This is a genomic window from Streptomyces sp. NPDC007189, assembly GCF_040703635.1.
Classification (GTDB): Bacteria; Actinomycetota; Actinomycetes; order Streptomycetales; family Streptomycetaceae; genus Streptomyces.
In genome coordinates this window covers 1-12,945 of sequence record NZ_JBEYEY010000031.1, presented here as the reverse complement: position 1 = coordinate 12,945, position 12,945 = coordinate 1, and the positions used below count along the sequence as shown (strand labels likewise).

The window sequence follows — 12,945 nt, the reverse complement described above, 5'->3', positions numbered from 1 at the left end:
CTCCCCGGATCCGCAGGTCTGGGTCAGGGCTCCTGAGCCGGGAGCAGGACGACCAGCCGGGCGCCGGGGTGGTTGTCCTCGATCAGGGTGCGGCCGCGGTGGGCCTTGACGACGTCGCGGACGATGGCCAGGCCGAGGCCGCAGCCGCCGGTGTCCCGGGAGCGTGCGTCGTCCAGGCGGGTGAAGCGTTCGAAGACGCGTTCCCGGTCGGCGGCCGGGATGCCGGGGCCGTCGTCGGCGACGACCAGGCGGGCGGTGCCGTCCTCGGTGCGCAGGCTGACCGTGACCCGGCTGCGGGCGTGGCGCACGGCGTTGTCGAGGAGGTTGCGTACGACGCGGCCGAGGGCGTCCGCGTCGCCCGGTACGCGTGCCGCGCCGACGGTGTGCTGGTCGATCGGGACCTGTGTGCGGTGGCGGGCCTCGCGCACCTCGGTGAAGACGATCTCGTCCAGATCGACGGGGCGGGTCCGGATCCGGATCCGGTCATCGAGCCGCGCCAGCTGCAGGAGGTCGTCGACGAGCCGGGTGAGGCGTTCGCTGTCCCACAGCAGGGATGCGGCGAGGGCCCGTGTCTCCGGCGAGCGGGCGTGCCGGGCGGCCACGTCGAGCCGGGTGCGCAGGGCGCTGAGGGGGCTGCGCAGTTCGTGGGCGGCGTCGGCGATGAACCGCCGCTGTCGCCGGGTCGCCGTGTCCAGGCGTTCCAGCAGGTCGTTGAGCGTCACGGCGAGTCTGGCGAGGGCGTCCGCTGTGGGCGGTACGTCGAGTCGGCGGCCGAGGTCGGAGGTGGTGATCTCAGCGGTCTGGGCGCGAAGGGCGTCCACTGGGCGCAGCGCGCGGCCGGTGAGCTGCCACACCACCGCCGTGAGCAGGGCGACGACGGCCGGTGTCCCGACGGCCAGGCCGGCGGTGAGCCGGGCCAGCCCCTGGTCGACTCTCTCGGTCGGTACGGCGACGTACACCGTCACGGGGTTGGCGGCCGAACCGGCGGGGACACCGACGGCCCGCCAGGATCCGTTCTCGCCGACCGGGATGTCGTGAATGGTGTGCGCCCGGGGGGTGCTGGACCGGCTCGCCGGAAAGAAGAATGCCCGCGGTCGACCGCGCAGGTTTCCCGAGCTGGCGATCACAGTGCCGTTGCGGTCGACGATCTGTACCGCGACCTCTCCGTGGTCGGTGGCCGGTATCTCCGCACCGGCCTGGGTGGTGTCGGCGTCCGCCGCGACGACCTCGGCACGCTGGAGGGCGGCGGTGTCCAGGTCCTGGACCAGGTTGGCGTGCAGCCAGACGACGAGGAGTATGGCGGCCGAGGCCAGGCCGGCGGCGATGACCAGGGCCGCGGCGGTGGTCAGCCGCAGCCGCAGCGACCTGCGACCCCACCAGGACCGGGCACCGGCGGTCACCGGTCACCCCGCGGCGCTGCGGAGCCGGTATCCGGCGCCGCGGACAGTCTGGATGGTGCTGCGGCCGAACGGGGCATCGATCTTGCGTCTGAGATAGCCGACGTACACCTCGACGATGTTGGTGTCGCCGTCGAAGTGCTCGTCCCACACATGGGTGAGGATCTCCGTCTTGCTGAGCACCTCGTCGGTGTGTCGGGCCAGGTACTCAAGGAGGGCGAACTCGCGGGCGGTGAGTTCGATGTCCCGCTCCCCGCGCCGGCAGCGGTGGCGGGCGGGGTCCACGCTGAGGTCGCCGGCCCGGAGCACCGCGGGCCGGGCGGGTGCGCCGCGGCGCAGCAGTGCCCTGAGGTGGGCGATGAGGACGACGTAGGAGAAGGGCTTGCTCAGGTAGTCGTCGGCGCCGAGGTCGAGGGCGTCCGCCTCGTCGTACTCGCCGTCCTTCGCTGTGAGCACCAGCACGGGCGTCCAGACCCTGGCGCGCCGCAACCGCTTGAGGACCTCGTAGCCGGACAGGCCGGGCAGCATGATGTCGAGCACGATCACGTCGTACGGTTCGGTCAGTGCCCGCCACAGGCCGTCCGGCCCGTCGTGGGCGACGTCCGTGACGAAGCCCTCCGCGGCGAGTCCCTCGGCGATCGCCGCGGCGAGTTGGCGCTCGTCCTCGATGATCAGCGTCCGCATGGCAGCCCCTGGTCTCCCGTCCACCATAACCGTGACCGGTGACGGCCGTCGGCTGAGAAGGAGCTGAGAAGCGGGGCGCCTCTCAGCCTGCTCTCAGTGCCCGGACCGCAGGCTGGAGTGCTCAGGAAGGCACGGGGGTTGCGAGGGAGGAGAACGACGATGAGCGACCTCAGGGAGCAGCGCCGGGACCGGGGCGAGCACGCCTCGCGGCGCTCGCGGCAGCAGGAGCGCCACGGCCGGCGTGAGACCGGGGAGCGGCGCGACGACAACCCGCGTGACGACCGGCGGCGTGACGAGGGACGCCGGGAGACGGAAGGCGAGCGGCGCGAGCGTCTGGTGCGCTCCGCGTTCGTGGCCGAACGGCCCTTCGGATAGTGGCAGACCCCGCACGGCTGACGGCACCGGTGGACGGTGCCGTCAGCCGTGCCGTACGGCGATCGCCGCGGCTCGCGTCGGGTCGACGGTGACGTCGGTGATGGTCCAGCCCGCAGGCTGCGCGGCCCGGCGCGCGCCCGTGCCGACGTAGTCGGTGGACAGTCTCCGGGTCAGACCGGTGCCCATCCCCTTGAGCCAGGCTTCCTTGCGCACCCAGGCTCGCGTGAAGGCCAGGGCCCGCTTGTCTGCGGGCAGACGGTCGAGTTCGGACCGTTCCTGGGGGTGGAGGGTGGTGGCGAGGGAGGCCGCCGCCTCCGGGGGCGGGACGCGTTCGAGGTCGACGCCGATGGCGGTGCGGGCGAGCGCGATCAGGCACAGGTCCTGGCTGTAGGCGAGGGAGAAGTGCGGCGGGCCGTCCGCGAGCACGGGCCGGCCGTGCGGGCCGCCGCACACCGGGCACGGCTGCCGGATGATCGCCACGTGCCGCGGGGCGACACCGGTTTCGGCGGAGAGCAGCAGCCGGAGGGCGGTGTGCGCGGCGACGTACCGGGACCGGTCCTGCGGCCGGGCGAAGGCGCGGGCACGCCGCCGCTCCGCGCTGTTCAGGATCATCGAGTCGGGCTGCCAGGTGCCGGGTGCCGTGCGGACGAGCCACAGGCGGGGGCCGAGGTCTGCCATGGGCTCACTCCCGCCACATCGATTCCACCAGGTCGCGGGCGAGGTCCCGGGTGTGGTGCACGGGCAGGCCGTGGTCGGTGTACCAGTCGTCAGTGGCCTCCGGGTGCGGTCCGGTGACGGCCACCCGGCCCGCGCCGAATCGGGCCACGAGGGCGGCGGGGGCGCCGTTGTCGTAGCGGGCGAGGATCCGCGCGGCGGCACCGGTGTCGAGGACGAAGGCGGGGCCGTCCTGGAAGTACACGCTGCGCGGGGACCCCTGCCAGATCACGCGCACCACAGTGGAGCCCTCATCGTGGACCGTTGCCCCCGCGGTGGCGATGTACTGATCGGTGTCGCCGGGCAGGAGGTCGAAGCCCGGTGTGGCTCCGGCGAGATAACCGCCCAGGCAGAAGCCCAGGTAGTGCCCGCCACCGTGGACGAAGTCCCGGATCGCCCGGCGCTGCGGTCGCAGGATGCGGTAGGCGGAGTCGAGTGTGCCGCCGCCGGGCTGGGCGTAGAGCACGGCCTGGGACAGCGATGCGGCCGAGAGCGGGAGCGGCTCGTGGGGCCCGGTGTAGCGGACATCCAGGTCCCAGGGACCGGAGGCCAGAAGGTTCGCGACCGCCTCCGGGCAGCCGGGCAGGGAGGCCGGCCCGCGATAGACGAGGGCCAGCAGGCGGCGTGTCGCGGACGGACCCGTCATGGCCGCCTCCCGGTCCGTTCCGCCGTCGGCCCGGTGCAGCCCTCGGCCGGCAGGCCCTGCCAGTCCGTGCCGGCGGGCAGGTGTTCCCCCTTCATGACCAGGGACAGCGCACCCAGCCGGGTTCCGGCGCCGACCACGGCGTCGTACAGCACCACCGTGCGCGGGCCGACGCTCGCGCCGGGGCCCACGGTCACCGTCGACATCTTCATCACCCGGTCCTCGAAGAGATGCGTCTGCAGGGAGACGTGCATGCCGATCGCGGCATCGTCGCCCACCTCCACGAGGTCGAACTCGGTCAGGTACGTGGTGCCGATCCAGGTGCGCCGGCCGATGCGGGCGCCGAACAGGCGCAGTACGGGCGGCAGGAACGGGGTCCCCACCAGGGCGCCGACGCCCGCGGGTACCGCGGCGCCCTCGAACAGGCCGGTGACGAACTCGGTTCGGCGGACGAACAGGCTCCACAGGGGTTCGACGCGCGGCCGGTACCGTCCGGCGACCGTCCACTTGGCCAGCGCGCAGCACCCGACGACGGCCGCCGTGGCACCCATGGCGAGCAGCGGGGAGACCAGCGGCGTGACCACCGGCCCGGCGCGGCGGGCCAGGTGGGACAGAGCCAGCAGGCACCCGAAGCCGCCGACGGCGGGGAGCGTGGCGGGCAGGGTGGTACGGACGAACTCGGCGGCCAGGCGGCCGAGTACGGCCCTGCGGGTCGGCCGGAACGTCATGTGTTCTGGATACTGTCCGCTGTCCTGGCGCACCGGCAGCCGTAGCGCGGGCGAGCCCAGCCAGGTGCTGTCGGCCGGCACCGGACCGGCGGGTGACACGCTGCCGACACCGACCAGGCAGCCCGGGCCGAGCCGGCTACCGGCGGGCACGAGTGCCGCGTTCCCCACGAAGGCGCGCTCGCCCACCTCGGAGGGTGCGACGGCCATGCGGTCGGCGGCGAAGGCGGCGACGCCGATACCGGCCATGTCCGCGACGAAACTGCCGTCGCGGAGGGTGAGCAGGTCCGGGTCGATGTGCGCGACGGTGGACACCTCGGCGCCGCGGCCGACCCGTGCCCCGAGCAGCCGCAGCCAGGGAGCGGTGTAGAGGGTGGCGTAGAGCGAGTTGGTCAGGGCCAGGCTCTCCTCCAGGAGCTTGTCCGCGACCCATTTGCGCACGCCGAGCCCCGACCGTACGGAATGGACACCCACCGGTGTCCGGCGCAGCACCACCCGCTTGCCCACGCCGACAACCAGGCACACCGTGGCCACGAAGACGGGCCCGAACAGCGCGGTCACGGCGGGCTCACCGCGCCGCCACGCCCACCAGCACAGGGCCGCGCCCGGCGCCGCCGCGACGACGGGCACCGCTTCCAGCAGAGCCAGGCCGAGCAGGGTGGTGGCCACGTGCCCTGGCCGTCGGCGGTCCGCCGAGTGCGGGGCGTTCAGGAGTGACTCGGCGAGCGGCGAGAGTTCCTCGACGGGCCGGGCGGGCGATCCGGCGCGGCGGCATCCGGCGGGGATCGTCTCGCCCGGGCCCGCCAGGGACTGCTCGCCGAGCGCGGCGCCGGGGCCCAGCTCGGCACCGGGTGAGCAGACGGCGTTGGCGCCGACGTACGCCCGTGCCCCGACGGTGATCGGAGCGATCGTGACCCATCCGTCGGCGACCTGCCAGGGGCGCAGGGTGGCTCCGTAGCCGATCGCCGCCTCATTGCCGATGCGCAACAGTGCCGGCAGGCCGATCACGCTCGTGGCGATGGTGGTGTGTGAGCCGACCCGTGCCCCCAGGAGTCGCAGGTACGGGCCCATCAGCGTGGATCCGCTGAGCATCCGCACCGGGCTCAGGCCGAGTAGCAGCACGTCGAGCGTCCACAGGCGCAGGTAGGTGGCCCCCCACAGTGGGTACTGGCCGGGCCTGATCCCGGCGGCCAGCGGCCGGGCGAGCAGGACGGGGGCGAGCCAGCGTACGGCCGTGTAGCCGGCCAGTACGCCGAGCGCTGGTTCGGCGGCGCCTGTGGCCGGCAGCAGGCCGTGATGAGGCGTGTACGAGAGGGCCAGCGGTGCCGTGAGCAGCAGCAGGAGGCAGTACAGCGCCGTCGCCTGTGCCAGACCCGCCCGCGCGATCCGCACCCGGCCGTGCCTCAGCGGCGGCACGCGGCGGCACTCCACGGCCCGGCCGTCCCCGTAGCCCCGCTGTGTGTACAGGCGGGCCGTGAAGGTCCGGACGGTGGGGTTCTCGTACAGGTCGCGCAGCGTCGGGCCGCTGCCGCCGCCCTCTTCCCGAAGCAGCGATACGGCGTGGGCCGCGAGCAGGGAGTGCCCGCCGAGGTCGGTGAAGAAGTCGGCCTCGGCCGACACCTCCTGGGGCGGGACACCGAGCGCGCGGGCCCAGGCGTCGCGCACGCGCGCCTCCCGCATGTCGCGGACCGGAGCCATGCGGCCGGATGCCGCGAGGCGGCGGCCGGACGGCCGGGGCAGCCGCGCGCGGTCGGTCTTGCCGCTCGGCGAGACCGGCAGTCGGTCGAGGAAGTCCAGCGTCGCCGGGACCATGTAGGCGGGCAGCGCACGCCGCAGGCGTTCGTGCAGCCGGGCGGACAAAGACGCCTCGTCGGCGCCGCCGTCCGCGGCCCGCACGACGTATCCGGCCAGGACCCGCTCCTCCCCGCCGCCGTGTGGAACGAGCGCCGCGGCCGCCTGCGCGACGCGCGGGTCCTCCATCAGAACGCTCTCGATCTCCTCCAGCGACACCCGGTAACCGCGGATCTTCACCTCCGCGTCGGCACGGCCGAGATACTCGATCTCGCCCTGCGCGGTCATCCTGCCGAGGTCACCGGTGCGGTACAGACGCCCTCCCCCGGGGGCGAGGGCGTGACGGATGAAGCGGTCGGCGGTCAGGTCCGGTCGGCCGACGTATCCCCGGGCAAGCCCCGGCCCGCCCAGGCAAATCTCCCCGACGGCCCCCCGCGGCACGGGCTCGCGCCGCTCGTCGAGGAGGACGACCGTGTACGTCGGCAAGGGGCGGCCGATGGTCACCGGTCGGCCCGGACGCAGCTCCTGCACGGTGGCCGTGACGGTCGCCTCGGTCGGCCCATAGGTGTTGAGGATGCGCCGCTCCGGTCTGCTCCAGCGTTCGACCAGCGCGGCGGGGCACGCCTCGCCGCCGACGAAGATGCTGCGCAGGTGTGGCAGGTCGCGCGGGATGGTCGCCAGCAGGGTGGGAACGCAGTACAGGGCGGTCACCGCGTGCCAGTCCAGGAAGTCGGCGAGTTCGGCCCCCAGCCGTCCGGGGCCCGACGGACCGGCGACCAGCGTGGCACCGGCCGCCCAGGTGGGCCAGATCTCCTCGATCGAGAAGTCGAAGGAGATGGTCATGCCCTGGTACACGCGGTCTGATGGCCGGATGCCGTAGACCGGGGACACCACGCGCACGAAGTTGCGGATACTCGACCGGGCGATCTCGACGCCCTTCGGCCTGCCGCTGGATCCCGAGGTGTACATCACGTAAGCCGGCGGATCCGCCCCGACGCCCGTCTCCTCGGCCGGCCGCGTGGTGGGCAGCATCGCCAGATCCCCGGCGCACGAGTCCGTCTCGACGACAGCGCACGCCCCGCGCGGCATCGCTTGCCCCGCGTCGGCCGCACGGGCGGAGCAGGTCAGCACCGCGTCGACACCGGCGTCCCGGACCATGCAGGCCACCCGGTCTGCGGGCGCTTGCGGATCGACCGGCATAAACGCCGCACCCGCCTTGCACACGCCGAGCAGGCTCGCGTACATCTCCACGGACCTCGGCAGAAGCAGCGCCGCGCGGCTGTCCGGGCCGATACCGAGACGGCGCAGCAGGTGGGCGACCTGGTTGGCCCGGGCGTCCAGTTCGGCATAGGTCAGACGCCGGGCGCCGCATTCGAGGGCCACGGCGTCGGGGGTTCGGTCACAGGCCTCCTCGAAGAACCGGTTCAGCCCGGCGGAGCCCTCGCCGGCCGGTGCCTCGCGGCCCGGGGCCAGAGTGACAGCAGGAGCGGCGGTGTCGGAAGTCATGGCGTTTTCTCTGGATCGCGGTCCGGGAGCGGTGGGGGTGGGGAGCCCGGGCGCCCGCAACTCCCGGGCACTTCTCAGCCTGGACGGCACGTGCTGAGAGAACGCTGAGAGGCCGTCCCGGTGTGGCCGACCGCTGGAGGTAGGGCGGATGCCGCTTCGCCGACCGGGCGAGGGAGCATCATGGGGGCATGAGACAGCGCGTGGTGCGAGTCGCCGTCGTCGCCGCCCTGGTCGCCGTCGTTCTCCTCGCCGTCCCCCTGGCCCTGGCCGTCCGCTCCGCCCTGTACACCGGCCAGCGCGACAGCCTGGAACGGGCCGCCCTGGCCGGGGCCGTGCGGGTGAGTCCGGACTACGCGAGCGGCGACCCCGTAGAGCTTCCCTCACCCCCGGCCGGCGGGCACCTCGGCCTGTACGACCCGCAGGCGCGGCTGCGGGCGGGCGACGGCCCCGCGACCGCCGACACCTCCGTCCGCCGGGCCCTCGGCGGGGAGGCCGTCCGGGGCCGGTCGGCCGGTGACCTGGTCGTGGCCGTGCCCGTCTCGCACGCCGAGCACGTGATCGGAGTCGTACGGGCGTCGTCCCCGGCCGCTGCCGTGCGGGACCGGGTCCTGGTGGCATGGGCGGCACTGCTGGGCGTGGCCGGGGTCGCGCTGACCGTCACCGTCCTCGTCGCCCGCCGCCAGGCACGCGTACTGGCAGCCCCACTGGAGGATCTCTCCCGTCACTGCCGAGCAGTCACCGAAGGCGACCTGACCGCCCGGGCGGCCCCCAGCAGCGTCGCGGAGATCGACCAGGTCGCCCGCACCCACAACGAGATGCTGCACAGCCTTTCCGAACTCCTGCGCCGTGAACGCGACTTCGCCGCCAACGCCTCCCACCAACTGCGCACACCGCTGACCGGCCTTCAGCTCGCGCTGGAGTCCGGCATGGAACAGGACGACGACTCCCGGCTGCGCCCCGTCCTCGCCGAGGCCCTCGACACCACCCGGCGACTGCACCGCACGGTGGAGGAGGTCCTGCGCCTGTCCACGTCCGCCGCGCTCCCCCGGACCAGGGCGGCCAATCGCCCTCTCGGCCAGGTGCTCAGAGCCACGGAGGAACGCTGGCACGGCCCGTTCGCCCAAGCCGGCAGGCGCTTCGAGTGCCTCGCGCGGGACGTCTCGGACGACATCCCCGTGTCCGGCGGACCCGTCACGGAGATCCTCGACATCATGCTGGACAACGCCTGCGTCCACGGGCGCGGCACCGTGCGCCTGACCGTACGCGACCTCGACGACGCCCTCGCCTTCGACGTCACCGACGAGGGAGAGGTGCGCGGCCCGGCGGCACGGCTGTTCGACCGCGGCCACAGCGATGGGCAGGGAACAGGCATCGGCCTCGCCCTCGCCCGCGACCTGGCGGTGTCCCTCGGGGGTCGGCTCTCCCTGACCGGCAGGGCCCCGGCTGCCTTCACGCTGCTCGTCCCGGTCGGCGGGACGGCGTCCGAGGTGGCCCCGTCATCGAGCGAGTGAGGCCAGACACCGCCGCGCCTAGGAGCGGTGTTCCCCGCGCTCGCCCCGGTGGTGAGGCGCGCAGCGGAAGCCGTGCTCGTGCCGGTGATCACCCATCGACGGTGCGCTCGCGGTCCTCGCCGACGCCTCGCACCGCGTGCGCTCCCCACTGTCTCCCATGCAGTCGCCGTAGCCAGACCGTGTCCGGCGCGCCTGCAGCCACGGGCCTCGGTCACGCCGACGCCGTGCGCAGCCTGCTGGGCGCCGGGCCCCACCTCAGCATGGTCGGCGTGATCGGCACCACCCTGGTGGCGCTGCTGCGGTAGGTCGCCGACGGCATCTCGGTTCTGTCGCCGCCCTCATTGCTGGTGCCTGGGCCGGTCCCCCTGCTGCCCACCTCGTGGCGGGGCGACATCGGCCCTTACCTGCCGAGCCACGCGGGCGAACAGATCTTCGCGCTGACCCAGGACTCGACCACCCCGTCACCCGCTGCTTGTCGTCCACGACTGGACGGCACTGGCAGGGGCGGTGTACCGGCTGCTGCGCAGCGACCTCTGATCCACAGCAGCCGCATCATGGGCCTGTGAATTGCGCGACCACGATGATCTCAGCGGACAGAGCGGTTGCGGCGGCGTGGACCTACGCCTGTGCGCCGTCCCCGCTTCTCGCGCGCACCATTCACCTGACCGGCGCCCACGGCACGTTCGCCATCGACCCCGCCTCGCAGTCCGGGTGGTGATCCGGGACGCTCGACCTGCCTGCCGCGTGACTTCCTTACCGACGGAGCGCTGGTCCGGTGGAAACACCCACCTTTTCCCTGAGCCGGCACTCGTGCTGACGGCCCCCGATCCCGCCCGGCGCCGGGGACCGCCGCGTATGGCAGGGGTTGTTTGCCCTCGTCAGCGTGGGTGTCCGGCTCCCACATTCGTCCGGATCGGGCGAAGACACCGGCAGCGTTGCCTAGTGTGGTCTGGATGGCGGTGGCTCAAGCCACGGGTACCTCTGCTTGCTCTGGTGCGGCGATGTCCTTGCGGGCGAGCGATAGGTACACGACCAGACCGAGGATGACCGCCAGGAACAGCACGCTGGTGACGGCGGTACCCAGACCCAGGCCGCCGTCGCCCGTGGGCTGGGAGAGACAGTCGCCGACGGAGGCGCCCAGAGGCCGGGTGAGGATGTAGGCGATCCAGAAGCTCCAGACCGCGCTCAGGTCGAGGGAGAACCAGGCGAGGGCGATCGCGGCGATGGCCGCGGCGAAGAGCACGGTCGACACCCAGTAGCCGAGGTTCACCTCCTCGGCGACCAGCTCGCCGACGGAGGCGCCGAGCGCGAAGGTGAACAGCACGGCCAGCCAGTAGAACGCCTCACGGCGGGTGGTGTCGACGTGGTGGATCGACAGGGTGCGCTCGGTGCTGTACCAGAGACCGAAGACGATCACCAGGGCAATCGCGAAGGCCGAGGTGGTGGTCCCCAGCGCCATGCCCATGTCGTCGGTGAGGTTGTCACTGACCAAGGTGCCGACGACGCTGATCAGCGCGATGGCGAGCCAGTACACACCCGGGCGGTACCCCTTGGAGCGGAACTGGACCACCAGGACAAGAGACAGCAGGGCACTCATCAGCACGGAGGCACCGGGCAGCCCCAAACCAGCCTTCCCCTTCAGCAGGTCCGCGGCGGTCTCGCCAACCGTCGTGCACAGCGCCTTGATGATCCAGAAAAAGACGGTGACCTCGGGCACCTTGTTCCAGCGCAGCCGGGCGGGTACTGCCTGGCCGACCTTCGGAAGAACTTCACTCTCAGAGGTTTCATCAGCCACGCTGCACGACCGTGCCACCCGGCACCTGAACACATCCTGACCGCCGCCGTGGATCGTCCGTCACGCCCGGTCCGTACCCGGACCATGGCTGCACACGTACACGCATCGTCTCCGCATACAGGTCCTCCGTCCCGCCCCTGCCTCCGCGACGGAAGAAGACCCCCATGCACACTCCGACAACCGACCCAGCGATCACTGACCGCGCAACCGCTTGGCTGCGTCGCCGTCTGGGCCGGTCGCCGTCCTGTCCTACGCCCCCGCCCTGATCTTTCCGGGCCCCGGCCTATGGCTGCGCCACACCCACAATCTGCCGCTCGGGCCGCTGATCCGACTGCCGGTGTCCACCGCACCATGCCTGCTGTGGCTGGTGCTGTTCTCTGCCGGACTCCAGGTCCCCGTCCGTGAGCTGGGCCGAGTGCTCCGGCGCCCGAGCGCACTGCTGGCTGGGCTCGCACTGCACCCGGCGATCCCGTTGCTGATCATCCCGCTCGTCGCGGTCCTGCTGCACGCCTCGCCCGACTCCGACGGTGGCAGCGGCCTCGTCACCGCAATGATCATGATCGTCGCGATGCCGGGGGCGGCCGGGGCCACGGTGCGGACCGGCAAGGGCGACGGCGACCAGCCCACCATGGTCGGCCTGGTCCTCGCCTCCACCCTCCTGAGCCCCCTTACCACACCGCTGGTGATCGAGCTGCTGTCTCCGCTACTCAGTGGCGGTTACGCCGGCTCGATCGCCGCGAGTGTCCACACTGCGGGCGGCGGCTTCACCCTCGTCGGCGTGGTGCTGCCCTGCGCGGCGGGCATCCTGACCCGGCTCACCCTGCCCGCTCCCTGATCGACCGGGTGCTCGGACGTCGTCGTACCCGTGGCCCTGGCCGGCTCACTTGTCCTGACGTACGTCCACGCCAGCGGCGCCGTATGGGTGAAGAGTGATCGATGCGGGCCAGCCCGTACGGGAGGCAGTCTTGGTCATGGCGTCCCCTCCGCACTTGCGCGAGCTGGTCGAACGATGCGACACGCTCAGGCGCCGCCTGGCCGTCGACCACAGCGCAGAGAACGCCCGTCGGCTCGAAGACGCGGCCCACGCACTGTGCCTGCTCACCGGCACCCGCCGACTGGACACGGCGCTGTACGTCGCCCGTCAGCAGATGAACGAGGCGATGAGACATAAGCAGCCCACCATCGCGGTCCGTTCCCCACCCGTAGATCGAGACGCCGTGCCGCCAGACACCGATGTGCGGGCTGCGCTTTTCGACCCGGCAGGTGGGCATTCCGTACGACAGCGCCAAGCTCGACCAAGCTCGCCTGCGGGAATTCCTCGACGATCAGCCCGCTCACCCGGTCAAAGAGCGGACGGTGACCTGGCGCAATGGAGTCGACGTACTCCTGCACAGAGTCCATGCGACCCATTGTGGCCCTCCCGCGAACCCCCTCTGCTGCGGCTCGGCAGGTCGCGCCCGACCGTCGCGGCTTCAGGGCAGGGGCGTTGGGCACCAGCGGCCTGCTCCCGACCGTCAGGCGCCTGACCAGGGCAGATGGAGAACTGGGACGAGAGTATCTAAGGTCAGCACGTGGCTCTCATCATGGTGTGCGAAGACGACGCGGCGGTCCGCGGGGTCCTCAAGCGCGCCCTGGAGCACGACGGCCACACCGTCTCCGTCGCCGCCACCGCCGACAGCCTGCTGCGGCAGCTCGCACCAGCGCCCCATCTGGTCGTCCTCGATCTCGGGCTCCCGGACGCCGACGGCCGCGACGTCTGCCTGGCCCTGCGCGCTCGCGGCGTCGACGCGCCGGTGCTGATGCT

General features: G+C 72.5%; 12 protein-coding genes. 6 read left to right on the top strand and 6 right to left on the bottom strand.

Going from position 1 to position 12,945, the window contains the following annotated elements; all coding sequences use genetic code 11:
- Positions 1-23: 23 nt before the first annotated feature.
- Both AB0950_RS37805 and AB0950_RS37800 read right to left on the bottom strand, forming a co-directional pair.
- The gene (locus tag AB0950_RS37805) at positions 24-1,400 is read right to left on the bottom strand and encodes an ATP-binding protein (RefSeq protein ID WP_366780499.1); all 1,377 of its coding nucleotides are present in this window, start codon (positions 1,398-1,400) and stop codon (positions 24-26) included.
- A 3-nt stretch (positions 1,401-1,403) separates the two neighbouring features.
- Positions 1,404-2,081, bottom strand: a complete 678-nt coding sequence (locus AB0950_RS37800) for a response regulator transcription factor (RefSeq protein ID WP_360162093.1) — start codon at positions 2,079-2,081, stop codon at positions 1,404-1,406.
- A 159-nt stretch (positions 2,082-2,240) separates the two neighbouring features.
- On the opposite strand from AB0950_RS37800, the gene AB0950_RS37795 reads away from it, so the two are divergent.
- A complete protein-coding gene (locus AB0950_RS37795) occupies positions 2,241-2,456 on the top strand; it encodes a hypothetical protein (protein ID WP_360162091.1) in 216 nt (71 codons plus the stop codon).
- A gap of 42 nt (positions 2,457-2,498) precedes the next feature.
- Here the strand turns inward: AB0950_RS37795 and AB0950_RS37790 are convergent, their stop codons facing one another.
- From AB0950_RS37790 to AB0950_RS37780, 3 genes are read right to left on the bottom strand one after another with little or no spacing between them, the layout of a single operon-like run.
- Positions 2,499-3,134: a 4'-phosphopantetheinyl transferase superfamily protein gene (locus AB0950_RS37790; RefSeq protein ID WP_360162089.1), complete on the bottom strand. Its 636-nt coding sequence runs from the start codon at positions 3,132-3,134 to the stop codon at positions 2,499-2,501.
- Between the two features lie 4 nt (positions 3,135-3,138).
- Positions 3,139-3,816, bottom strand: a complete 678-nt coding sequence (locus AB0950_RS37785) for a BPL-N domain-containing protein (RefSeq protein ID WP_360162087.1) — start codon at positions 3,814-3,816, stop codon at positions 3,139-3,141.
- Positions 3,813-7,835: a Pls/PosA family non-ribosomal peptide synthetase gene (locus AB0950_RS37780; protein ID WP_366780498.1), complete on the bottom strand. Its 4,023-nt coding sequence runs from the start codon at positions 7,833-7,835 to the stop codon at positions 3,813-3,815. The genes AB0950_RS37785 and AB0950_RS37780 overlap by 4 nt, the downstream gene beginning before the upstream one ends.
- A gap of 188 nt (positions 7,836-8,023) precedes the next feature.
- Here AB0950_RS37780 and AB0950_RS37775 point away from each other — a divergent pair, with 188 nt between their 5' ends.
- Together AB0950_RS37775 and AB0950_RS37770 are read left to right on the top strand one after the other, a co-directional pair.
- Positions 8,024-9,346, top strand: coding sequence for a HAMP domain-containing sensor histidine kinase (locus AB0950_RS37775; RefSeq protein WP_366780496.1), 1,323 nt, complete (start codon positions 8,024-8,026; stop codon positions 9,344-9,346).
- A gap of 179 nt (positions 9,347-9,525) precedes the next feature.
- The gene (locus AB0950_RS37770) at positions 9,526-9,651 is read left to right on the top strand and encodes a hypothetical protein (RefSeq protein WP_360162081.1); all 126 of its coding nucleotides are present in this window, start codon (positions 9,526-9,528) and stop codon (positions 9,649-9,651) included.
- A gap of 659 nt (positions 9,652-10,310) precedes the next feature.
- Here AB0950_RS37770 and AB0950_RS37765 read toward each other — a convergent pair.
- The gene (locus tag AB0950_RS37765) at positions 10,311-11,141 is read right to left on the bottom strand and encodes a hypothetical protein (protein ID WP_366780495.1); all 831 of its coding nucleotides are present in this window, start codon (positions 11,139-11,141) and stop codon (positions 10,311-10,313) included.
- Positions 11,142-11,352: 211 nt separating this feature from the next.
- On the opposite strand from AB0950_RS37765, the gene AB0950_RS37760 reads away from it, so the two are divergent.
- From AB0950_RS37760 to AB0950_RS37750, 3 genes are all read left to right on the top strand, one after another.
- Positions 11,353-11,976: a hypothetical protein gene (locus AB0950_RS37760; RefSeq protein WP_360162077.1), complete on the top strand. Its 624-nt coding sequence runs from the start codon at positions 11,353-11,355 to the stop codon at positions 11,974-11,976.
- Between the two features lie 136 nt (positions 11,977-12,112).
- Positions 12,113-12,667 (top strand): DUF5133 domain-containing protein, encoded by a 555-nt coding sequence (locus tag AB0950_RS37755; RefSeq protein ID WP_360162075.1) that lies wholly within the window; start codon positions 12,113-12,115, stop codon positions 12,665-12,667.
- Positions 12,668-12,712: 45 nt separating this feature from the next.
- Positions 12,713-12,945 (top strand): response regulator (locus tag AB0950_RS37750; protein WP_360162073.1); only part of this gene is annotated, 233 nt, incomplete at its 3' end.